23 protein-coding genes, 1 tRNA gene and 1 pseudogene are annotated in these 20894 nt (G+C 54.9%); 16 read left to right on the top strand and 9 right to left on the bottom strand.

All coding sequences use genetic code 11. From position 1 onward, the window contains the following. From ACWKXN_RS02235 to ACWKXN_RS02220, 4 genes are all read left to right on the top strand, one after another. Entirely contained in the window at positions 1–1119 is a 1119-nt protein-coding gene (locus tag ACWKXN_RS02235; RefSeq protein WP_048980325.1) for an MBOAT family O-acyltransferase, read from the top strand. Further along, positions 1116–2549: an AMP-binding protein gene (locus ACWKXN_RS02230; RefSeq protein ID WP_454543260.1), complete on the top strand. Its 1434-nt coding sequence runs from the start codon at positions 1116–1118 to the stop codon at positions 2547–2549. The genes ACWKXN_RS02235 and ACWKXN_RS02230 overlap by 4 nt, the downstream gene beginning before the upstream one ends. 17 nt (positions 2550–2566) lie before the next feature. Beyond that, a complete protein-coding gene (locus tag ACWKXN_RS02225; RefSeq protein WP_008499867.1) occupies positions 2567–2785 on the top strand; it encodes an acyl carrier protein in 219 nt (72 codons plus the stop codon). A gap of 251 nt (positions 2786–3036) precedes the next feature. Further along, a complete protein-coding gene (locus ACWKXN_RS02220) occupies positions 3037–3873 on the top strand; it encodes an alpha/beta fold hydrolase (protein ID WP_032658141.1) in 837 nt (278 codons plus the stop codon). Positions 3874–3997: 124 nt separating this feature from the next. Here ACWKXN_RS02220 and ACWKXN_RS02215 read toward each other — a convergent pair whose 3' ends face one another. Beyond that, the gene (locus tag ACWKXN_RS02215) at positions 3998–4255 is read right to left on the bottom strand and encodes a YjhX family toxin (RefSeq protein ID WP_021240841.1); all 258 of its coding nucleotides are present in this window, start codon (positions 4253–4255) and stop codon (positions 3998–4000) included. A 313-nt stretch (positions 4256–4568) separates the two neighbouring features. Here ACWKXN_RS02215 and ACWKXN_RS02210 point away from each other — a divergent pair, with 313 nt between their 5' ends. Continuing rightward, on the top strand, positions 4569–4973 hold the full coding sequence (locus tag ACWKXN_RS02210) for a GNAT family N-acetyltransferase (protein ID WP_033146518.1): 405 nt from the start codon (positions 4569–4571) through the stop codon (positions 4971–4973). A 64-nt stretch (positions 4974–5037) separates the two neighbouring features. On the opposite strand, the gene ACWKXN_RS02205 is transcribed toward ACWKXN_RS02210, so the two are convergent. Next, positions 5038–5125: transfer RNA gene (locus tag ACWKXN_RS02205), tRNA-Ser, on the bottom strand. Between the two features lie 130 nt (positions 5126–5255). Continuing rightward, positions 5256–6884 (bottom strand): annotated as a pseudogene (locus tag ACWKXN_RS02200) (ABC transporter substrate-binding protein). A gap of 269 nt (positions 6885–7153) precedes the next feature. Between ACWKXN_RS02200 and yccA the strand changes: the two are divergent. Then, positions 7154–7813, top strand: a complete 660-nt coding sequence (yccA, locus tag ACWKXN_RS02195) for an FtsH protease modulator YccA (protein WP_023335168.1) — start codon at positions 7154–7156, stop codon at positions 7811–7813. A 54-nt stretch (positions 7814–7867) separates the two neighbouring features. On the opposite strand, the gene ACWKXN_RS02190 is transcribed toward yccA, so the two are convergent. After that, positions 7868–8344 (bottom strand): hypothetical protein, encoded by a 477-nt coding sequence (locus tag ACWKXN_RS02190; RefSeq protein WP_033145135.1) that lies wholly within the window; start codon positions 8342–8344, stop codon positions 7868–7870. Next, complete coding sequence (locus ACWKXN_RS02185; protein ID WP_454543259.1) at positions 8341–9096, bottom strand: winged helix-turn-helix domain-containing protein; 756 nt, start codon at positions 9094–9096, stop codon at positions 8341–8343. Before ACWKXN_RS02185 ends, ACWKXN_RS02190 begins: the two co-directional genes overlap by 4 nt. A 309-nt stretch (positions 9097–9405) precedes the next feature. Here ACWKXN_RS02185 and ACWKXN_RS02180 point away from each other — a divergent pair, with 309 nt between their 5' ends. The 6 genes from ACWKXN_RS02180 (at position 9406) to tusE (ending at position 15641) form a co-directional block, all read left to right on the top strand. Next, positions 9406–10149 (top strand): fimbria/pilus periplasmic chaperone, encoded by a 744-nt coding sequence (locus ACWKXN_RS02180; RefSeq protein WP_454543258.1) that lies wholly within the window; start codon positions 9406–9408, stop codon positions 10147–10149. Between the two features lie 75 nt (positions 10150–10224). Further along, entirely contained in the window at positions 10225–10731 is a 507-nt protein-coding gene (locus ACWKXN_RS02175; protein WP_021240847.1) for a CS1 type fimbrial major subunit, read from the top strand. A gap of 72 nt (positions 10732–10803) precedes the next feature. Beyond that, on the top strand, positions 10804–13521 hold the full coding sequence (locus ACWKXN_RS02170; RefSeq protein WP_454543257.1) for a TcfC E-set like domain-containing protein: 2718 nt from the start codon (positions 10804–10806) through the stop codon (positions 13519–13521). Between the two features lies 1 nt (position 13522). Then, complete coding sequence (locus ACWKXN_RS02165) at positions 13523–14680, top strand: CfaE/CblD family pilus tip adhesin (RefSeq protein WP_064672239.1); 1158 nt, start codon at positions 13523–13525, stop codon at positions 14678–14680. Positions 14681–14690: 10 nt separating this feature from the next. Continuing rightward, positions 14691–15242 carry a LuxR C-terminal-related transcriptional regulator gene (locus ACWKXN_RS02160; protein WP_047061513.1) on the top strand — a complete coding sequence of 184 codons (552 nt, stop codon included), beginning with the start codon at positions 14691–14693 and terminating at the stop codon, positions 15240–15242. A gap of 69 nt (positions 15243–15311) precedes the next feature. Beyond that, the gene (tusE, locus tag ACWKXN_RS02155) at positions 15312–15641 is read left to right on the top strand and encodes a sulfurtransferase TusE (RefSeq protein WP_008499913.1); all 330 of its coding nucleotides are present in this window, start codon (positions 15312–15314) and stop codon (positions 15639–15641) included. Here the strand turns inward: tusE and yccX are convergent. The 3 genes from yccX to ACWKXN_RS02140 are packed head-to-tail and all read right to left on the bottom strand — an operon-like array spanning position 15638 to position 17287. Continuing rightward, the gene (gene yccX, locus ACWKXN_RS02150; RefSeq protein WP_033145129.1) at positions 15638–15919 is read right to left on the bottom strand and encodes an acylphosphatase; all 282 of its coding nucleotides are present in this window, start codon (positions 15917–15919) and stop codon (positions 15638–15640) included. The two genes, tusE and yccX, sit on opposite strands and share 4 nt — an antisense overlap. A gap of 11 nt (positions 15920–15930) precedes the next feature. Beyond that, positions 15931–16719, bottom strand: a complete 789-nt coding sequence (locus ACWKXN_RS02145) for a helix-turn-helix transcriptional regulator (protein ID WP_454543256.1) — start codon at positions 16717–16719, stop codon at positions 15931–15933. A gap of 10 nt (positions 16720–16729) precedes the next feature. Next, positions 16730–17287 (bottom strand): kinase inhibitor, encoded by a 558-nt coding sequence (locus ACWKXN_RS02140; protein WP_454543255.1) that lies wholly within the window; start codon positions 17285–17287, stop codon positions 16730–16732. A gap of 173 nt (positions 17288–17460) precedes the next feature. On the opposite strand from ACWKXN_RS02140, the gene rlmI reads away from it, so the two are divergent. Continuing rightward, positions 17461–18651 carry a 23S rRNA (cytosine(1962)-C(5))-methyltransferase RlmI gene (gene rlmI, locus ACWKXN_RS02135; protein ID WP_047061512.1) on the top strand — a complete coding sequence of 397 codons (1191 nt, stop codon included), beginning with the start codon at positions 17461–17463 and terminating at the stop codon, positions 18649–18651. Positions 18652–18711: 60 nt separating this feature from the next. After that, positions 18712–19029 (top strand): heat shock protein HspQ, encoded by a 318-nt coding sequence (gene hspQ / locus ACWKXN_RS02130; RefSeq protein ID WP_008499919.1) that lies wholly within the window; start codon positions 18712–18714, stop codon positions 19027–19029. 37 nt (positions 19030–19066) lie between these two features. Here the strand turns inward: hspQ and ACWKXN_RS02125 are convergent, their stop codons facing one another. Next, entirely contained in the window at positions 19067–19480 is a 414-nt protein-coding gene (locus ACWKXN_RS02125) for a CoA-binding protein (protein WP_028012609.1), read from the bottom strand. A gap of 173 nt (positions 19481–19653) precedes the next feature. Here ACWKXN_RS02125 and csgI point away from each other — a divergent pair, with 173 nt between their 5' ends. After that, positions 19654–20316: a curli synthesis inhibitor gene (gene csgI, locus ACWKXN_RS02120; RefSeq protein ID WP_033145125.1), complete on the top strand. Its 663-nt coding sequence runs from the start codon at positions 19654–19656 to the stop codon at positions 20314–20316. Between the two features lie 80 nt (positions 20317–20396). Beyond that, positions 20397–20855, top strand: coding sequence for a methylglyoxal synthase (gene mgsA / locus ACWKXN_RS02115; RefSeq protein WP_033145124.1), 459 nt, complete (start codon positions 20397–20399; stop codon positions 20853–20855). The last annotated feature ends 39 nt before the right edge of the window (positions 20856–20894 follow it).

Here is a 20894-nt window from a genome sequence, read left to right as displayed (position 1 = left end):
ATGTACAGCTCAGGAATGTTTTTTGTTTATTTGTTTTCATCCGCGCTGGCGTTTGCGCTGGTTAATCGCGTATTACGCCATCGTCTGACCTGGTTATCTGCACTCTCGGTGCTGACGGCGCTGGGATGGGGATATATATTTCAGGGGGATTATATTGTCCCCGTCGCCGTTTTTTTCAGCTTTTATGTTTTTGCCACGCTAAAAGAGAAGGGATGGTTAAAAACGTGGCAGGCGGTCGTTCTGACATTATTGCCGCTGCTGCTGGTGAAATTACATTTAAATAACCACTGGGGCATGATCGGCCTCTCGTTTATGACGTTCCGCGCGCTGGACGTGCTGCTCTATCGCAGTAAAAAAGAAGGTCAGAATTTCCTGCACTATTTCTGTTATCTGTTTATGCCCTTTATTATCCTGGCAGGCCCAATGTACCGCTGGCGGACGTGGATGAGTGACGTCAGCAAGCCCGTATTTGCCCTTAACCGCGAACAGTTTTTAGTCGCGTTAGAGCAAATCATTACCGGCATTGTCCAGAAGTTCCTGTTTGCCATGCTGATTGATTCCCTTGTCGTGCAGCCCTGGAGCCATAAGCCGTTTACGCTGACCGTGGGCGTGGTGATGTCGATTGCCTACAGCACCTACCTGTACTTTGATTTTGCGGGCTACAGCAATATGGCCATCGGCGCGGGCCGCCTGTTTGGGCTCAGCATTCCGGCAAACTTTAACATGCCGCTTCTGGCAAAGAACCCGCAGGATTTCTGGCGCCGCTTCCACATCAGCCTGTCTGAATGGCTGCGCGATGTGGTCTTTATGCCCGTTTATATGAACCTGATGAAATTCAACTTTTTCCGTCAGAACAAAACGCTGGCGCAAAATATCGGTATTTTTTGCACCTTATTCTGTATGGGGGCATGGAATGGCCTGGAACGCCATTACGTCATCAGCGGCGCGCTGTTTGGCGCGATTTCCGTCGCTCACAATATGCTGCTGTGGTCAGCCAAACGCAGCCCGGCATTGCACCGCGGCCTGCAGTATCCGGCCGTTGCGTTTTTAGGGCGAATTCTGACGCTGGGAAGCGCCGCAGGATCCCTTTACATCTTTAGTGGAATGTCACCTCTATGAAAAATCACTCCGATCTTCAGGAACTGCAGGATTTCTTACGTGCGGCATTATGCGATCCCGCCTCCCCGCAGCAGCTGGCCATCAGCGGCAGCGACGAAGCCTTAAGCTGGCTACAGCTTTCTGCTTCCGTGACGGACTGGGCGCAGCGCTATCAGCGCTGCCAGCCTGCTGCCGGTACGCCGGTCGTATTGTACGGTCACCAGCAGGCTGAGTTCGCCGTGGCGATTTATAGCTGCCTGCTGCACAACATTCCGTACATCCCGGTGGACTGCATTTACCCGCAGGAGCGCCTCCGGGAGATCTGCCATCTGGCCAGCGCCCCTTACTATTACGACGTCGCGACCCGGCAGTTCATCGCCACCGGGGAACCGGGCAAGGTACTGGAGGAGCAGGATCTGGCCTACATCATGTTTACTTCAGGCAGCACCGGTAAACCTAAAGGCGTGCAGATTGGGCGTGAAAGCGTATGGCACTTCATGAAATGGGTCAGCCAGGACTTTTCACTGCCGGAAAAACCGGTCCTGATGAACCACGCGGTATTCAGCTTTGACCTCTCCCTGATCCCTTTGCTGGCGAATCTGGCGATGGGCGGACACATCGTGCTGAACGCCAAAGAGGACATTCAGAAAGAGAACTGGCTGGAGCGACTGAAAAGCAACGCGGTCTCCGCCTGGGTTTCAACCCCCTCTTTTGCATACCAGCAGCTGCTTTCCCCGCAGTTCAACAGCGAGTATTTGCCTACGCTGAGCGTCTTTATCTTCATTGGTGAAGTGCTCAATAAAGCGCTGGTTAAACAGCTTCGCCGCCGCTTCCCGCAGGCCAAAATCATTAACTCGTATGGCCCTACGGAAGCGACGATTGCGACGACCGTGGTTGAAATCACGGATGCGATCCTGAACAGCGACAGCGCCGTGCTGCCGGTGGGGGTCATGATGCCTGAGAGCAAAATGGAAATTTCCGCCGACGGCGAGCTGATTATCTGGGGTAAAAACGTCATGCGCGGCTATCTCGGCCTGCCGCAGGAGAACGCGGCGAAATTACTCCGTCGGGAAGATGAAGCGTTTCGCGGCTACCGTACCGGCGATCTGGGCTATGAAGCGGGGCTGATCTACTGTCAGGGCCGCAACGACAGCCAGGTCAAACTGAACGGCTACCGTATTGAAATCAACGAGATCGAGAACCGCCTGCTGGCCATGTCCGGCATCAACGAAGCGGTGGTCCTGCCGCTGATGAAATCCTGCGGCAGCGTACTGCGCATTGCCGCGTTCTGCGTGACGGATATGGCACCGGACACCATCAAAACATCGCTTTCGAAGGTCGTTCCGCACTATATGGTGCCTTCACAAATTATCGTAAAAGACGCTTTGCCGCTGAATCCTAACGGCAAAATTGACCGCAAGCTGCTGGACGCTTACGCCCGCACAAATTAATGACTCCAGGAAAAATTATGGAACAAGAAATTCTCGCCCTGTTCGAAAAAGTGTTATCCCGCAAGGTGGGCTTTCACGATGAACTGATTGAATCCGACATTCTCGACTCCATCCTGGCGGTCGATATGGTGCTGGAAGTGCAGGACGTTTACGGCTGCATGATCCCGCCAACTGACGTGGCGACGGTGCTAAAAACCCCGGCGGACCTGGCCCGCTATATTGAAGAAAACCGCTAAACGCCCCTGCTGTTAATGCTGCCCTGAAGGCTCTGGAGGATCTCTCCAGAGCCTTCATTCGCTCCCCCTCCCCCTGAACGCTGTTCTGCACCCTTTCACAGGAATGAAACCGACTGCTTTTACTATTTCTCCTACACTTTAGGAGTACTGTCGGTACGGGAAAGAGAAAAAAGCCAACTTAATTAAGGCATTAATGATTCGCTGTGCGCTCAGCCGGGGAACGTTTTGCCTTTAACAGAGGAGTCTGCGGTATGGCATTCGTAACAACGAAAGACGGCGTCAATATTTACTACAAAGACTGGGGCCCAAAAGAGGCTCAACCCATCGTATTCCACCACGGCTGGCCGCTAAGTGCCGATGACTGGGATAACCAGATGCTCTTCTTCCTCGCTGAAGGCTATCGCGTTATCGCTATCGATCGTCGTGGACACGGGCGTTCGGACCAGGTGAGTGAAGGCCACGATATGGATCATTACGCGGCCGACGCGTCGGCCGTGGTTGAAAGCCTGGACCTGCGCAATGCCGTGCACGTCGGTCACTCCACCGGCGGCGGACAGGTCGCCCGCTATGTTGCGCAGTACGGGCAACCGCAGGGGCGCGTCGCCAAAGCGGTGCTCGTCAGCGCCGTCCCGCCGCTGATGGTCAAAACGGACAGTAACCCCGGCGGAACGCCCATCGAGGTTTTCGACGGCTTCCGCAAAGCGCTGGCGGCTAATCGCGCCCAGTTTTACCTCGACGTCGCCAGCGGGCCTTTCTACGGCTTTAATCGGGATGGCGCGGACGTTTCACAGGGCACGATCCAGAACTGGTGGCGTCAGGGAATGATCGGCAGCGCAAAGGCCCACTACGAGGGGATTAAGGCGTTTTCAGAAACCGACCAGACGGAGGATCTCAAAACCATCACGGTTCCCGTTCTGGTGTTGCAGGGCGACGACGATCAGGTCGTGCCGTATAAGAATGCAGCCCTGCTGCAGGACAAGCTGCTGGCGAACAGCGTACTGAAAATTTATCCGGGCTTCCCGCACGGGATGCATACCACGCACGCGGATACCATCAACGCGGACATTCTGGCCTTTATCCGCTCTTAAACGTCGCCTTTATTGCCGGGTGGCGCTGCGCTTACCCGGCCTACACTCCTGCATCCGCAACGATATCGCTAAATTGCCAGTTCAATGCATGAACGCCACCCGCGGGTGGCGTTGTTTATTCCGCTTAGCGATTATCCAGCTGGGCGCGAACGTTGTTCAGCCCGGTAGTGTTGATGCGGTAAGGCTGCCCGTTCACGGAACGGATCAGCTTTTTGGTGCGGAGTTTTTTAAAGACGCTAAGCGTGCAGTCGCTCAGCACCAGCCCTTCACGGGTGTAGCACTCTACGGAAGTGACGCGGCCAGAGCTGTCGCGGACGTGCACAATACGTCCACCTTTGGCGAGAACGTGTAAGGTGCGTTGTTCCTGACGGGATAAATTCATACTGGAAAACCTGTGTAATCATCATGCGTAAAAACGAGCCCACACCCGCAGGTGCGCGCGTAAGGTTTAAGCGCAGCGATAACCAGTCCGTCCTGAAAAGGGCGGGAAACTGATTATCTGATGAAAACATTCTCCAGCATCAAAGCCTCGGTAAGAGATAGCAATATATTTACGGGATGAATGATAACGCCTGTTTTTTACAGGGAAATAGCAGAGTCTTAAAAGTGTGAGGCGGATCGATCCTAAAAATCGTGTTTAGTCAGTTTTACTGCCAGACTGGGATCCCCTGATGGACACTGACTGGAGCTTTTTTATGCCTGATAACTATACCGTTGTTGAGACCGTCCCCACTGCAGAAGCGTTTTGTCGGCTGCGCGAAATCTCGGGCCTCAGCCCTCGTCCTCTCGAGGCAGCCCGGAAAGCACTGCCTGGCAGCTGTTACGGCATGCATATTCTTTATGAGGGTAAACCAGTGGGTATGGGGCGAATCGTGGGGGACGGTGCGTTGAATTTCGATATTGTCGATGTCGCCGTTGATCCCCTTTATCAGGGGAAAGGGCTTGGCAGAGTCATTATGGAAACGCTTGTAGCCTGGCTGGATACCCATGCCTGTAAAGGGGCCTACGTTTGTTTAATGGCGGATGTGCCTGAGCTTTATGCAAAATTTGGTTTTACGCTCGTTCGCCCGGAAAGCGAAGGAATGGCCAGAATCTGGTAACAGACAAACCCGCGTTAAGACAAAAGAAAAACCCCAGGTTAACGAGTAACCTGGGGTTTATATCTGGCGGAAGCGCAGAGATTCGAACTCTGGAACCCTTTCGGGTCGCCGGTTTTCAAGACCGGTGCCTTCAACCGCTCGGCCACACTTCCTAAGTGAGGCGAACTATAAACACCTCACCGCGAGCTGTAAAGAGTGGCTGCACTCGTTCGCTGTAAAAATAGTCAAAACGTGTTTAATCGGTTGAACTGACGACACATCGACGATTTTATCAGCACAGGCCTAGTGTTTTTTGATGTACATGTCTTTCGTGAAATAGTACCCCAGCTTATCCGGCGTAAATCCGCCTACCCACGGTTTCACCAGGTGCGTGCGGACGTAGTGATAAACCGGAATGGCCGGTACATCACGCCCCAGCAGATCTTCCGCCTGCTGGTAGAACTTACCCCGCTCTTCCGCTGATTTGGCTTTTGCGGCATCGAGCAGCGCCCGATCGTAGTCCGGATTGCTGTACTGGCTGGTGTTTTCGCTGTCGCCAGAGCGGAAGTTGTTCAGGAAGGTCGCCGCATCGTCGTAATCGGCAATCCACGCGTACCGCACCGCGTCAAAGTTGTGGGTGTGCATGGTATCCAGCATGGTTTTCCACTCCTGGTTTTGCAGCTTTGCCTCCACGCCAAGGTTTTTCTTCCACATGGAGCTGGCCGCAATCGCGATGCGCTGGTGCGATTCAGAGGTGTTGTAGAGCAGGTTGAAGCTCAGAGGATGGCTGGCGTTATATCCGGCCTCGTTCAGCAGCTTTTTCGCCTCCGCGATGCGCTTGTCAAGCGGCCAGCTGGCGTAATCCGGGTTCTGTAGCTTCACGCCGCCGATATCCGGCTGGCTGATGAGCCACGCCGGGCGCTGCCCCTGCCCTAATACTTTTCCGGCAATGATGTCTTTATCCAGCGCCATGTTCAGCGCCTTACGCACGCGCGCGTCGTTAAACGGCGGCCGGGTGGTATTGAATTCGTAGTAATAGGTCGCCAGCTGAGGTGAAACGTCCAGCTCGCTGCCCAGGGTTTTCTTGAGCTGGGCAAACTGGTTGATCGGCACGTGTACACGATGTCAATTTCGCCCGCCTTATAGCGGTTCACATCCGAGGCCTCAGAGGTGATGGGCAGGTAGGTGACTTTGTTAATCACGGTATGCGCGTTATCCCAGTAGCGCGGGTTACGCTCTGCCACGATGCGTTCGTTGACCACCCACTGCGACAGCTTATACGCCCCGCTGCTGACGAAATGCTCCGGCTTGGTCCACTTATCCCCGAAGCGGCCAATCAGCACTTTATCCACCGGCACCAGCGACGGGTGCGCCAGCATCGCGAGGAAGGCCGCGTTTGGCTGCGTGAGCGTCACTTCCAGCGTGGTGTCGTTAATCGCTTTTACGCCCAGCGTATCGGGCGCTTTTTTTCCCCTGAGCAATATCGGCCGCGTTGACGATATGCATGTTGCCCGGATAGCTGGCATACGGCGAAGCCGTTTTCGGATCGATCAGGCGCTGCCAGCTCCAGACCACATCCTCAGCGGTAATCGCCGTGCCGTCGCTCCAGGTGATGCCCGGGCGCAAATGGAACGTCCAGACGGTGTTGTCCTTGTTCTCCCATTTTTCCGCCAGTCGCGGTTGGACTTCGCCTGTCGGGGAGACGCTGACCAGCCCTTCGAATAAATCGCTGATAATATTGAATTCGACATCGCTTTCGACTTTATGCGGGTCGAGCGAAGCCGGTTCACTGCCGTTGTTTCTGACCAGTTCCTGTTTGTCGGCCAGCGCGGTTCCTGTCGGCACGTTAGCCGCCCAGGCTGCCGTGCTGGCGCACAGGATCCCTGCGGTTAACAAAGAGAGCGTAAAGTGAGTACGTGTTTGTGGTTTCATTTCCTTCGCCTTATAGTCTGTTTTATGACGATCCGGAAATAACTCTTAGCGTTCGAATGGTAATAACGCAATATTTTTCAGTAACCTATAAGAGCTTGATCTGGTAAATTGTCGCAAACCGCTGTTCATACTGGCGAAACGGATTTCTGCAGAAGAAATAACCGCCTCCAGCGCTAACGTGCTGAGTAAAGATGGGTAAAACCACTTTGAGACTGGCGTGCCGTTTCCTATTCTTTCCACTAATTACATCTGTCATAAGAGAGTGACTCATGGATCGTATAATTACTTCTTCACGCGACCGCACATCGCTACTCAGCACCCACAAGGTGCTGCGCAATACCTATTTCATGCTCAGCCTGACGCTGGCTTTCTCAGCGATCACCGCCACCGCCAGCACCGTGCTGATGCTGCCGTCTCCGGGGCTGATCCTGACGCTGGTGGGTATGTATGGTCTGATGTTCCTGACCTACAAAACCGCTGACAAGCCCGTCGGCATTCTGTCCGCGTTTGCCTTCACCGGCTTCCTGGGCTACATCCTGGGGCCGATGCTGAATGCGTATCTGTCTGCCGGTATGGGCGATCTTATCGGCATGGCGCTGGGCGGCACCGCGCTGGTGTTCTTCTGCTGCTCGGCCTACGTGCTGACCACGCGCAAGGACATGTCCTTCCTCGGCGGTATGCTGATGGCGGGTGTTGTGGTAGTGCTGGTGGGCATGGTGGCAAACATCTTCCTGCAGCTGCCTGCCCTGCATCTGGCAATCAGCGCCGTGTTTATTCTGATTTCTTCAGGCGCGATCCTGTTTGAAACCAGCAACATCATTCGCGGCGGCGAGACGAACTATATCCGCGCCACCGTGAGCCTGTATGTGTCGCTGTACAACATCTTCGTCAGCCTGCTGAGCATCCTGGGCTTCGCCAGCCGCGATTAAGCACAACGGATACGAAAAAGGAGAATGCCTGTGGCATTCTCCTTTTTTTATGCCCTACTCACCCCGGCAAATATAGGTGGGATAGCGCCGGTCCTGAATCAGCCACACGGAAGGCGAGAGTTCAGAGATCGTCAGGTAGTAGCGTGCGGTCGGATTGGCGAAGCTACCCCACTGAGCATCAGGCGTATTGTCATTGTGCCGACGCCAGGTTTTGGTGTAGCTCAATACGATGACGTTATCATCGTCCCGCTGCTGCCAGGTAAAATCCACATCCCTGTCAACGATCAAACATTGCCCGCCAGCCCTTGCCGCGCCTTTATAGGTGGTCAACCCGGTACCGTCCCGATGAAAATAGAACTGGGCAACGGTATTGACCTTCACTTCACTGGCTTTTCCCTCATTGCGCGTGAAATTAAATTCAGTGCTGCAGGCCAGCACATCCTTTTTACCCACGCTGCCGGAATAGTAAAAAAATGCCAGCGAACAACCAACCAGTACACCGCCCACGCCAAAAAGAAGTTTTATTTTCATTTTTGTGCCCCGCTTTTATAACGTATGGTTTTACACAGGCTGGTTTTGCTGACCGGACAGGCACCAATAAACACCTCATCTGCAGCGGAAATAGTAAAACGGGCGCTGAAATAATAAATGTCGTACTCCTCCCGTCCGCACGCCACGTTATTAGCCTCCAGCCGCTCCGCTAATTTCGATAGCACCAGCGGTCGTCCGTGATCGTTGATAATCCAGATGCTGCAACGCGCGATTTTTTCCTTAACCGGCTTGAGTTTCGCCGGAATGAAAATCCCCTGCTGTCGGCTGAAGTAGAGGCTCGTCCCCAGCGCAGCGACGATCAATACGGCCACAATCGCCCATTTTTTCATGGAGGCGCGTTGAGGCTTTACTTCTTGCGGTGCGACCGAGGGTTGCGGATCGACGGATGGAATATTCTCCCCCGGCTGAAAAATCACCTCAGCATCAAAGCGAAATCCGTAACGGGGTACGGTCACAATAAATTCGTGCCCCTCTCCCAGAGACTGGAAGCTTTTACGTAATTCGCTTACCGCTTTATTGAGATTATTTCCCGATGGCGTAAAGCCAAATTCCTCCCAAACGCGAGTGATCAATTCCTCCCGACTCAGGTCGTGCCCTTTGTGTTTTATAAATTCCTGCAAAAGCCGCACGGCTGGCGCCGAAAGCGTTAATACAGATTCTGGTTGTCCAACAAGACTTATTGCATGTGCTTCAGGATCGAATAACAACGAATTATTGCATATAATAAACATCTTTTATTCTCGGCTGTTACCGCATGCTTTTTTAATCCCTGGTACATCGACATGAAAACCGCCTCCTGACCTGCTTATTTTTTCATCAGAAGGAATTTTCTTCCTATCCCTGGCCGCGGTATTTTCGCTTAACTATACAACCTTAAAGACAGAAAAGCAGGATAAAAACCTGTATTTAACGAGTTAATTAATACAAATTTTCACAAACCGCTGTTCTGGTTAAAGTTTCCCTGCCCTGAAGCAATACGAAAGCAGACGGTGTCCTGGTGTTAACGCGCCGCCGATGAACTCAGAGCAGGCAGACTGAATGTGAAACAGAAAAATAGAGTGAACATGACAACCGCCTTTTATGTCGCCGCGCTGTCATTGCCATTTTTCTCAGAAATGGCAATGGCCAATATGAGCGTGTACCCCATGGAACTGAATGTGGACAGGTCCGGTGCGGCGCAAATTAAGGTAGCGTCGAAAACGGATGATATTCAGTTCATTCGGGTGAGGCAAAAGAAAATTCTTAATCCCGGCACGGCCCAGGAAAAAGAGATTGATGTGGCCTCGTGGAAAGAAGGCGGCGTTGTTGTCACGCCCGAAAAATTTGCCCTCGCGGCAGGCGCCATGCGCGTCGTTCGTCTGGTATCGCTTACGCCACCGGAAAAAGAGACCACCTGGCGCGTCTATTTTGAAGGGGTAAAGCAGCCTGACAGCATTATTCCCGGCAAGGCAGAAAGCCCGGCTGCGACGGCGACATTGGGCGTCAATGTGATCTGGGGCGCCCTGATCCACCTCGCCCCGGAAAAAAGTGTGGTTTCACTCTCGATAGACCCTAGCAGGGGCACGTTAAAAAACAACGGTACGCTGCGCGTGCCGCTGAGAGAGATCGGTATTTGTGACGCAGATTCGTCGTGTAAATGGGTTAAAGAAGACGTGACGATTTATCCGGATACCGAACGGAAATTAAAAACGCTCACAAATACACAAGGCCAGAAATATAAATTCCGCTACTTCAACTGGGTGAATAAAACCGCTGAAGAAGCTGATTTACCCGTCGTGCAATAACACGACGTTACCGTAAAGACCCCAAAGGGTTTGTTTAAAGAGCCAGGGTGCTCATTTGTAAATATGGAGATATCAATGCGTAAGTACTTTAAACCTCTGATGATTGTTGCCGCGATGACCACGTCCGTTAGCGCGCTGGCGATCCAAAAAGATATTACCGTCAACGCCAGCGTTGATTCACAGCTGGACATGACCCAGGCCGATAACACGCCGCTGCCGGCAAGCATCGATATGCAGTATCTGCCTGGCCGCGGTCTGGAAAGCTATCGCCTGAATACCAAGGTGTGGTCTAACTCCGCCACCAGCAACGTGAAAGTCCGTCTGGTAAGCGCCGCGAAGCTGGCAAATGCCGACGGTGCTGAGACCATCCCAATGACGGTGAAGCTGGGCGACAAAACCCTCTCTACCGCCGATGTGGAATATACCGGTACCGAACTGTTCCCGGGAAGCATTGAAAACGGTTCAGCGGTACTGCCGCTGACCATTTCTCAGACCACCAAAGGCATTCTGAAAACCGGTCAGTACAGCGGCGTTGTCAGCCTGATGCTGACGCAGGCGACTACCACGGAAGGCGGTGCGTAACACCACAGCACCTAAGGAATAACGTCAGAGGGTGCCCACCCTCTGACGTCAGGATGATGTCGAGGCTCGTTCATGGCGTTTCACAGAAATACTCTCCTCTTTGTTGCTTTGTTACCCGCATCCATCCAACTCGCCTGCGCCGGGATGGCCGTCCCGGCAGGTTTTGAAGATCTGGCTAAAACGCAGCGCCTGTGGACAGAGGTCAACCTCTACGGCGAGTCGCTTGGACTTTTTGAAACGGATATCACGCTTGAAACGGTCAGTTTTGTCGCACCTGAAACCGTGGTTGCGGCCATCAAACGACGGTTTAACGACGACCCTGCTCTCGTTGGCACCGTGTCTGCCGCGCTGGCCGTTCCGCTTGCCCGTAACGGCAACCTGGCCTGCAGCAGCAACGGCTCCGCAGCGGGCTGCGATTACATTGATACCGACCGCGCGGCCATTATCTATGATGAGAATAACGCCCGTATTAGCCTGTTTTTGGACAAGAAATTTCTGCCTAAAGCCACCGCGGAAAATCAGTGGTATCAGCCCACGCAGGACACCGAAAATGCGCTGATCCATCAGCAGAATATTAACTTCGTTGCCGACAGGGATTATCAGTCGGCTACCGTGCAGGGCAACGGCGCGCTGGCGCTCACGCAGGACGGCTATGTTAATCTCGACTGGACCTGGCTGGGACAGCGTTCACGGCGTCAGCAGCAGCAGGAAATCACCGTCAACAACGCCTGGTTCCGCCAGGATATCCTGCGTCAGTACTATGTCCAGCTGGGCGAGATGGATACCCGCGATCTGTTCAGTAATGCCGGCGGGAATATCAACCTCAGCCAGCTGCCGCTGGGCAAAATTCGCGGTCTGCGCACGGGTTCAACACGGGCGTGGATTAATCCGGTTCAGCAGTCAAAGGGAACTCCTGTCACCGTACTGCTTTCCCATGACGCGCGTATCGACGCCCGCCGTGGCAATCAGCTGCTGGCCAGCTTTTACCTGAATGCCGGGGCGCAAACCCTCGACACGCGATCGTTTCCGGACGGGAGCTACACCGTCACGCTGTCGGTCTATGAAAATAACCGGCTGACGCGTACCGAGCAGGTGCCGTTTACCCGAACCGGCATTACGCCATTCGACCGCGTCGAGTGGTTCCTGCAGGCGGGTGAAACCGACAATAGCGATCGGAACGAAGAACGCAGCGCGGTTGCGCAGGCGGGTGTGCGCCTGCCCGTCACCCCGACCCTGGCGCTGACCAGCGGAGCAACGATAAAGAAAAACCAGCGTTTCCTGGAAAATGCGCTCGACTGGAGCCGGGGCTTCAACGCGGGCCCGATCGACGGCGTGCTGAGTACCCGGTTTAGCTACCTTTACGGCAGCGAAGGCCAGCGCGGCAATATTCAGCAAATCAGCTACAACGACGGTTTTTCGCTGAGCCTCTATCGCAACGCGCTATCAGCGGAAAACTGCAACACCCGAAGCGCGGGGTTTGACGCCGTGAACGGCTGCTATAGAACCCTCTCGGTGATGTTTTCCGTCCCTGTCGGCGCCTGGTATGCGAGCCTCGGATATTCGGATAACCGCAACGAAGGACGGTACGTTTCACGTCGGGAGCTCCCGGACAGCGACGATCGCCACGATGCGGGTTTGCCGTGGGAATCGGTCTATATGACCCGCTCGCGCTCGCGCGCCTGGCAGGGAGGGCTGAGCAATGCCTTTAGCACCCGAGGCCTCAACATTAACAGCAGCATTAACCTGTTCATGCGTCACGATGACGCCCGCGACGGCAGGGACAAAGGCGGCTACCTGAGCGTGAGCCTGTCCATGGCGCATAACCGTCAGGGTGATGCGTCGAGCTATACCTCTCTGGGCGCGACCTGGCAGCACCAGCAGCGTGAAAAAAATCAGCTGAGCTACAACGTGGCGCATAACTGGTACGCCGATGCACGCGGTGAAAACGAGTACGGTCTGAGCGCGTCGGGCATTAACAGCGACTCGCTCAATACTTCAGCCTATACGCGCCAGGGCGGGCGATACGGCAACGGCAGCCTGACCGTCAGCGACGCCTGGGATCGTCAGGACAGGCGCCATACGCTGAGCAGCAGCGGCAACTACAGCTCGACCCTTGCGCTGTCGCGTTCTGGCCTGTGGCTCGGCCGCTGGAGCGACGGTCGTCCTGCTTCCGCCGTCGCGGTTAACGTTGCCACACCGGAAGATACCCAGACTCCGAGCGTTGCCGTGTCGCTGGATAACAGCGGGAGCGCAGACATTCCGGGCAATAGCCGCGCCCTCTTCGCTGTGCCGGGCTACCAGCAGACAACATTGACGATTAACGAATCGCTGGACGTATCCCGGGGGGCCAGCAGTGAGATCACGCAAGGTTCAGGCAGCAGAACGCTGTTTATGGTGCCTGGCAAACTGCTGCGTCGGGATGTGCAAACCACCGCAAGCTACACCTGGCTCGGCCAGTTAATCGACGAGCGTCATTCGCCGTTTATCGGTGGCGTGCCGCTGAACGTTAACGGCTGGAGCGATCTCGGCAACGGCGGATTCAGCGCCCAGAGCGATGCCCTGCTGCATAACCTCTACCTGGTGCGCCAGCAGCAGTTTTATCAGTGCGAACTCAACGTGAAAAGTATGCGCGACGTGGTGCGCTATGTCGGCTCAATTCCTTGCCGGGAGTTAACCTTCTCCGCCCTGCCGGATGCCGTCCAGCAGCAGGCGCAGCTGATGCTCGCCGGACGATCGGTACCTGCCGGTCCAACTGCCATGAACGCCGACAACCTCACTAAAGGGAAATGATGTGATTAAGTGCTTCTTTATTTTACTGTTCTTAAGCCTGTGGACAGGCCAGGCGCTGGCGGGCGCCCCTGCGGGACGAAACACCAGCGTTGGGATCAGCTTCGATCGTACGGCACCGCCTGCGCGTTTCGATATCTGGTTTCATGAATCGGGCGGCTATGACCTCGCCGACCCGCAAAAGTGGGGACGTAATACCCTGACCTGTGAGTCCCGAACTGATACCACGAACGGGGCCTGCATGAACTCACCGGTCTGGTTCTCAGCTAACCCGGCCGCGCCCTATGCCATCAATTTACGTTTCACGCATGCCCTCACCAGCAAGACGGTGGATATCAAGGTATATGGCGATCACTACATGTTTATCAACAATAAAGTCTTTACCTTCGCCAGCTTTGTCACGGGGGGAACGGGCGATCTCAGCGCCTGGAACAGAGAGCCCTATTTCGATTTCTATATTGTGAAAAGCGAACTGGATAAGCTCGCCCTGCCGGGGATCTGGACCGCAACGCTGAAGCAGAACCTTCGTCAATGGGGGAGCGCCGACTGTGGCGGGAACTTCAATGACGTAAACGTCGGATGCCCTGGCTACCTCACCATCGCCAGGTGGCAGGCAAACATTCGCATTGAGGTGGTCGATCCGGGTAATCAGCAGATTTATCTGCCGGCATTTCCGCACTCAACGCCCATCGTTAACCTCAACCTGACCAACTTCCCGGGGCGGCCGGGAGGTAGTGAGATCCAGGGTGAAAACTCGCTGGATATGTGCCTTTACGACGGCAAAAACAGTACCAGCACCCGCGCCTATCTTCGCTTTGAGGATGACGGACTCCCCTCAGCGGATCGTGCCGAAGGCGCGTTTTCAATCAGGCGACGCGGCGGTAGCCAGACCGATGCGCGGGATCGTCTCGATTATCGGGTCTCCGTCACCAACCCAATCACAGGCGCAACCGAAGCCGTCGCGAACGGTAAAACCCTGGTCTGGCAAGGCACGAACGATCCGCAGCATCTGCGTCAGGTCGTGCTGCCCGGCGGACGCGAGAGCGTATTGTGCATCCCTGCCCCTATTATCCTGAAAACCCCAGCGTTTGCCGCCAGCAGCAAAAACGCGGGCGACTATACCGGCACGCTGCGCGTTATCTATACGCCCAGCACGTTATAACGAGGTCACCGTGAGTTACGCTATTCTCGACAATAATCGATTTTACGCCGAAGGGTTGCGCTACGCGCTGCTGCGTCGGGGCGTTCAGCCAGAGGTCCAAAGCGACACCGTGCAATGGCAGCCAGCGCTGCTTACCCGCCGCGTGGTTGTCGTACGCTGTCGTTTTTCCGTGGCGGGTACGCATCAGGCACTGATTAACATTTTGCTCAGACTGGAAGCCGCCCGCTGGCAAGGCAGCCTGTATCTGGTCTGCAATGAAAAGGGGTGGGCGCTGGCGACGCATTTACGCAAGCGTTTCAGTACGTTGACCCTTTATATCATCGATGACCGGATCGCCGTCGCTGATGCGGCATATTTGCTGGCAAAAGAGCCTCGCCGCGTCCGAAGTCTTGACTGCTGTCTTACCGGCCTTGAATTCAACGTGCTCGATCTGATGCTTACCGGCTTGCCGGTACGCCACATTGCCATCGTGACGCGTATGTCTGAGAAGCAGGTTTCGACCCATAAATGCAACGCGCTGAAAAAGCTTAATGCCAACAATCTGCTGCAACTGCTCCTGTAGGGCACGGCTTATCCTTCGGCGGCTTTTTTGCTACACTGTCGCCGTTTTTTTCACAGACGACAGAAGATTATGTTCATTTTTGCAGGCCAGGAAATTGAGACCGATAGCGAAGGCTATCTGAAAGATACGACGCTCTGGAGCGAGCCGCTGGCGGAGAAAATTGCGGAAAACGAAGGGATTACCCTCTCCCCCGAACACTGGGAAGTGGTGCGTTTTGTTCGCGAGTTCTATCTTGAATTCAACACCTCTCCGGCGATCCGCATGCTGGTTAAAGCCATGGCCAATAAGTTCGGCGAAGAGAAAGGCAACAGCCGCTATCTGTATCGTCTGTTCCCGAAAGGCCCGGCAAAACAGGCCACCAAAATTGCCGGCCTGCCTAAGCCGGTGAAGTGTATTTAATACCGAATCCCGAAGTTTACGTATTCCCGCCCGGGTTGATGCGGTTCCGTTAACACCTTATCAACCCGTGCGCTGCGCGGCCCGCCCGCTTTCAGCCACGCCACCAGCTTGTCGACCTGCTCCGCTTCGCCGCAGGCGACCACCTCAACGCTGCCGTCGTCCCTATTTCGCGCGTATCCCGTGAGCCCAAGCTCAACCGCTTCGCGCTGGGTGCTGTAGCGGAACCCCACGCCCTGAACAACGCCGTGAACCCAGGCAATGGTGCAGACTTTTGACATTTTTCTTCTCCTTAACGTAGCGTTTTCGGCAAACAGCCATAGTGCTGCCGGAAACGGGCGGTGAAACGAGAGCTGGAAAGATACCCACATTGTAATGCGATTTCGCCAATTGGTAATCGGGTTGACTGGAGCTGTGACAAAGCAACGGCCATCCTCACCTCCTCCACGATCTGGCGAAAACTCTGCGACTCTTCACGTAAGCGTCTGCGCAGCGTCGGCACGCTTAAGGCCAGACGGCTGGCAACGTCCTGCGCGGTCCAGTCTCTGGCGGGCGATAGCATAATGAATTGCCGCACCTGCTCGGTCAGGTTACTGTTGCGCTCAACAAGCAGCGGACCCGCCACGCCATCTTGCAGCAGGGCCAGCAAAAGGCCGAAAGCCTGATGCTTTTGTAGCGCCTCCGGTAAATCCTGACGCACGGCGTGCAGCAGATTGTCCCACATAAACGCCAACCCCTCGCTCAGCGGGGCGCAGAGCGAATGCAGCGTCGTGCGCGGCCAGGATTTCAGGTACTGCGCCTTAAACTCGGCGACGATCTCCGGGGATAACATCAGCAAATCCGAGTGAAACAGACCGTTTACAGGCTGATTGATAATCTCCATCGCCGTATTGGCCGGGATAATAATGAGCTCATCCCGTGTCGCCTCCAGGCGGTTATCATCCTGAACTATCACCTTAGTGCCGTGAGTGATATGACAAATAGCCGGAAAAAAGAGCTTAACCTGGTGCAGGCGATGCATTTTGCTGGCAGTCACTTCACCCGCGGTAAGATGGTTATGTCGAAAATGAAACTCCTGCACCCTGCCATCCTTATCTGCTGTAGGTTGCTGTTAACTGAGCCTTTGCCAGAACGTGACTATTGAGCATAAAACCGACCAGCGCGCCGCTGGCATTGTTGTCGACGGGCAGTTTATCCACGTCCAGGGCCCAGACGGTAATCTGATAGCGGTGAGGCTTGTCCCCTTCGGGTGGACATGCGCCGCCGAATCCAGAATAGCCGAAATCATTACGCCCCTGCACAACGCCGGCAGGTAATTTTTCGCCGTTCGGGTTACCGGCATCAGCGGGCAGCGTCATTGTCTTCGCCGGAATATTGGCTACGGTCCAGTGCCACCAGCCGCTGCCGGTAGGCGCATCCGGGTCATATACCGTGACGGCAAAACTTTTCGTACCGGCGGGCGGATTTTTCCATGCCAGCTGCGGTGAGATATTCCCACCGTGGCAGCCAAATCCCTCAAATACCTGCTGTTGCGCCAGCTGCCTTTCGCCGGAAATATCCCGGCTGGTGACGTCGAAAGGCGTTGTTGCTAAAACCTGAAAACTCATCGCCGCCAGAGCGGCTATGGCTATCACACTGCGCTTTTTCATGGGTGCTCCCTCTGCTGTACCGGAAGCCCTACTGTAAAGCCTGCTGCAATGCCGGAATGTGCCTAAGCGATTTGATTTTGTGCCGAAACGCTCAACGGTATCCGCAGATGATTGCGCCTTGCTGAATGTGGTAATCTACGCGCCATTTCCTGAAATCGACAGAACAGCAAATTATGAGTGTACGTTTAGTGTTAGCCAAAGGGCGCGAGAAATCATTACTGCGCCGTCATCCCTGGGTCTTTTCCGGCGCGGTTGCCCGTATGGAAGGCAAAGCCAGCCTCGGTGAAACCATTGATATCGTTGACCATCAGGGGAAATGGTTAGCGCGAGGCGCCTACTCGCCAGCGTCCCAGATCCGCGCTCGCGTCTGGACGTTTGATAAAGATGAAACCATCGACATCGACTTCTTCGTTCGCCGTCTGCAGCAGGCGCAGCAGTGGCGCGACTGGCTGGCAAAACGCGACGGGCTGGACAGCTACCGCCTGATTGCCGGTGAGTCCGACGGCCTGCCGGGCGTGACCATCGATCGCTTCGGTAACTTCCTGGTGCTGCAACTCCTGAGCGCCGGAGCGGAATACCAGCGTGCCGCGCTGATCAGCGCGCTGCAAATGCTGTTCCCGGAATGCGCCATTTACGACCGCAGCGATGTGGCGGTGCGCAAAAAAGAAGGCATGGAGCTGACTCAGGGGCCCGTAACGGGCGAACTGCCACCGGCCCTGCTGCCGATTGAAGAGCACGGCATGAAGCTGCTGGTGGATATTCAGGGCGGGCACAAAACGGGTTACTACCTCGACCAGCGCGACAGCCGTCTGGCTACGCGTCAGTACGTTGCCGACAAACGCGTGCTGAACTGCTTCTCCTATACCGGCGGTTTTGCCGTTTCGGCGCTGATGGGCGGCTGTGCTCAGGTGGTGAGCGTGGACACCTCGCAGGAAGCGCTGGACGTGGCAAAACAGAACGTCGAGCTCAACAAGCTGGACTTGAGCAAAGCGGAGTTTGTCCGCGATGACGTGTTCAAGCTGCTGCGTAAATATCGCGATCAGGGCGAGAAGTTCGACGTCATCGTGATGGATCCGCCGAAGTTTGTGGAAAACAAAAGCCAGCTGATGGGCGCGTGCCGCGGGTATAAAGATATCAACATGCTGGCTATCCAGCTGCTGAACCCGGGCGGGGTTCTGCTCACCTTCTCCTGCTCCGGCCTGATGACCACAGATTTATTTCAGAAAATCATCGCCGATGCCGCAATAGATGCTGGTCGTGATGTACAATTTATAGAGCAGTTCCGTCAGGCAGCCGATCACCCCGTGATTGCTACCTACCCGGAAGGACTGTATCTGAAAGGGTTTGCCTGTCGCGTCATGTAACTTGAAAAGAGAAATATTGCCCGCACATAACGTGTAAGTCGTATTTCCCGGGAGGTGACTATGATTGCCAGCAAATTCGGTATCGGCCAGCAGGTCCGCCACACTTTGCTAGGGTATTTGGGTGTGGTCGTGGATATCGACCCGGAGTATTCCCTTGATGAACCGTCAGCAGACGAGCTGGCGGTGAACGCAGAGCTTCGCGCCGCGCCCTGGTACCATGTGGTAATGGAAGGTGATGATGGACAACCCGTTCACACCTATCTGGCCGAAGCGCAGCTGAGTAGCGAGCTGCAGGAAGAGCATCCGGAGCAACCCACAATGGATGAACTTGCTCAGACTATCCGCAAACAGTTACAGGCTCCGCGCCTGCGGAACTAAGCGTGTAAAAAAAGCCCGATAAACGGGCTTTTTTTTATTACTTCGCCAGCCCCAGACGGGGGATGTCGATCGCCGGACAGCGATCCATGACGACCTTCAACCCCGCATCCCGCGCCAGCACGGCGGCCTGCTCGTTAATCACGCCCAGCTGCATCCACAGCGTTTTCGCCCCTACGGCGATAGCGTCCTGCGCCACTTCCCACGCTGCCTCGGAATTACGGAAGACATCGACCATATCGATTTTTTCCGGCACGTCCGCGAGCGTGGCGTAACCCTGCTGACCCAGCAATGTTTTCCCCGCCACTTTTGGTGAGACCGGGATAACGTGATAGCCCTGATCGAGAAGGTATTTCATCACCCGATAGCTGGGACGATCGGGTTTATCGCTCGCGCCCACCAGCGCAATGGTACGCGTGGATGTCAGAATCTCGGCAATATCGTTCTCTTTCATGGTTTTTCTCCTGGCTTTTTTAAAAGTGTACGCCAAACCGCACATCTCAACCATCCATCCCATACAGATGCATGAGGGCAAAACGGCGAAATATGTCTATATGTTAGTAAACGTGATTATCGAAAAATTTAGATACATTAATGCGGCGACAGGATTTCTGACGGGAGCCTTCTATGAAAACCGGTATTGCCACTGCCCTGATTGCGTTAGTGATGCCGGTCTGCGTTTTTGCTACCACGCTCCGGCTCTCTACCGACATTGATCTTCTTGTACTGGACGGAAAAAAGGTCTCCAGCTCGTTATTGCGCGGTGCAGACAGCATCGAGTTAGATAACGGGCCGCATCAGCTGGTCTTTCGGGTAGAAAAGTCGATCGGTCTGGCTAATCACGAGCAACGGATGTACATCTCCCCGCCGCTGATCGTCAGCTTTAATACCCGGCAAATCAGTCAGGTGAACATCACCCTGCCTCGCCTTGAAACGGAGAAGGAATCTGCGGCCTTCGACGCTTCACCCCGCGTTGAACTGCTGGACGGGAATGCGATGCCGATTCCGGTGAAGCTGGATATTCTGGCGTTAACGACCTCGCCGAAAGGCCCGGATTACGAGGCCGCGACCCAGACCTATAACAAAGCGGGAAAACGCGCATCGCTTCCGCAGTTTGCCACCATGATGGCGGATGACAGTACGCTTTTATCCGGCGTCTCTGAACTGGACGTTATTCCTCCCCAGTCCCAGACCCTGACGGAACAGCGCCTTAAATTCTGGTTCCAGCAGGCCGATCCCGACACGCGGGCCCGTTTTTTACAGTGGGCAAAACAACAACCTTCATCATAAGCCACATTTTTTACGCCTTTCTCTTGCAGCGTCAGACGGTTCCCGTCATCGTGTAGTCAGTTAACCTGATGGATATGATTATGGAACTGACAACACGCACGCTGCCTGAGCGCAAACACATTGCTCTTGTGGCGCACGATCACTGTAAACAAATGCTGCTTAACTGGGTTCGCCGCCATCAGCCTTCGCTGGAAAAGCACGCCCTGTCGGCGACCGGCACAACCGGTAACCTGATCCAGCGCGAAACGGGTCTGCAGGTGAATGCCATGCTTAGCGGCCCGATGGGCGGCGATCAGCAGGTCGGCGCGCAGATTTCCGAAGGGAAAATTGATGTGCTGATCTTCTTCTGGGACCCGCTGAACGCGGTTCCGCACGATCCGGATGTTAAAGCGCTGCTGCGCCTGGCGACGGTGTGGAATATTCCGGTGGCGACAAACCTGTCGACGGCGGATTTCATCATCGAATCGCCGCAGTTTAACTCGCCGGTTGATATCCTTATTCCGGACTATCAGCGTTATCTTTCCGACAGACTGAAGTAGCTTTTTTGCCGGGTGGCGGCTACGCCTTACCCGGCCTGG

Source organism: Enterobacter sp. UPMP2060 (assembly GCF_053709655.1).
The sequence above is the reverse complement of the archived record's forward strand: the minus strand, read 5'-3'. Positions and strand labels throughout refer to the sequence as shown.

Coding starts and splice junctions, on each gene's coding strand:
- ACWKXN_RS02235 (WP_048980325.1), top strand. CDS start 1: ATGTACAGCTCAGGAATGTTTTTTGTTTATTTGTTTTCATCCGCGCTG.
- ACWKXN_RS02230 (WP_454543260.1), top strand. CDS start 1,116: ATGAAAAATCACTCCGATCTTCAGGAACTGCAGGATTTCTTACGTGCG.
- ACWKXN_RS02225 (WP_008499867.1), top strand. CDS start 2,567: ATGGAACAAGAAATTCTCGCCCTGTTCGAAAAAGTGTTATCCCGCAAG.
- ACWKXN_RS02220 (WP_032658141.1), top strand. CDS start 3,037: ATGGCATTCGTAACAACGAAAGACGGCGTCAATATTTACTACAAAGAC.
- ACWKXN_RS02215 (WP_021240841.1), bottom strand. CDS start 4,255: ATGAATTTATCCCGTCAGGAACAACGCACCTTACACGTTCTCGCCAAA.
- ACWKXN_RS02210 (WP_033146518.1), top strand. CDS start 4,569: ATGCCTGATAACTATACCGTTGTTGAGACCGTCCCCACTGCAGAAGCG.
- yccA (WP_023335168.1), top strand. CDS start 7,154: ATGGATCGTATAATTACTTCTTCACGCGACCGCACATCGCTACTCAGC.
- ACWKXN_RS02190 (WP_033145135.1), bottom strand. CDS start 8,344: ATGAAAATAAAACTTCTTTTTGGCGTGGGCGGTGTACTGGTTGGTTGT.
- ACWKXN_RS02185 (WP_454543259.1), bottom strand. CDS start 9,096: ATGTTTATTATATGCAATAATTCGTTGTTATTCGATCCTGAAGCACAT.
- ACWKXN_RS02175 (WP_021240847.1), top strand. CDS start 10,225: ATGCGTAAGTACTTTAAACCTCTGATGATTGTTGCCGCGATGACCACG.
- ACWKXN_RS02170 (WP_454543257.1), top strand. CDS start 10,804: ATGGCGTTTCACAGAAATACTCTCCTCTTTGTTGCTTTGTTACCCGCA.
- tusE (WP_008499913.1), top strand. CDS start 15,312: ATGTTCATTTTTGCAGGCCAGGAAATTGAGACCGATAGCGAAGGCTAT.
- yccX (WP_033145129.1), bottom strand. CDS start 15,919: ATGTCAAAAGTCTGCACCATTGCCTGGGTTCACGGCGTTGTTCAGGGC.
- ACWKXN_RS02140 (WP_454543255.1), bottom strand. CDS start 17,287: ATGAAAAAGCGCAGTGTGATAGCCATAGCCGCTCTGGCGGCGATGAGT.
- rlmI (WP_047061512.1), top strand. CDS start 17,461: ATGAGTGTACGTTTAGTGTTAGCCAAAGGGCGCGAGAAATCATTACTG.
- hspQ (WP_008499919.1), top strand. CDS start 18,712: ATGATTGCCAGCAAATTCGGTATCGGCCAGCAGGTCCGCCACACTTTG.
- ACWKXN_RS02125 (WP_028012609.1), bottom strand. CDS start 19,480: ATGAAAGAGAACGATATTGCCGAGATTCTGACATCCACGCGTACCATT.
- csgI (WP_033145125.1), top strand. CDS start 19,654: ATGAAAACCGGTATTGCCACTGCCCTGATTGCGTTAGTGATGCCGGTC.
- mgsA (WP_033145124.1), top strand. CDS start 20,397: ATGGAACTGACAACACGCACGCTGCCTGAGCGCAAACACATTGCTCTT.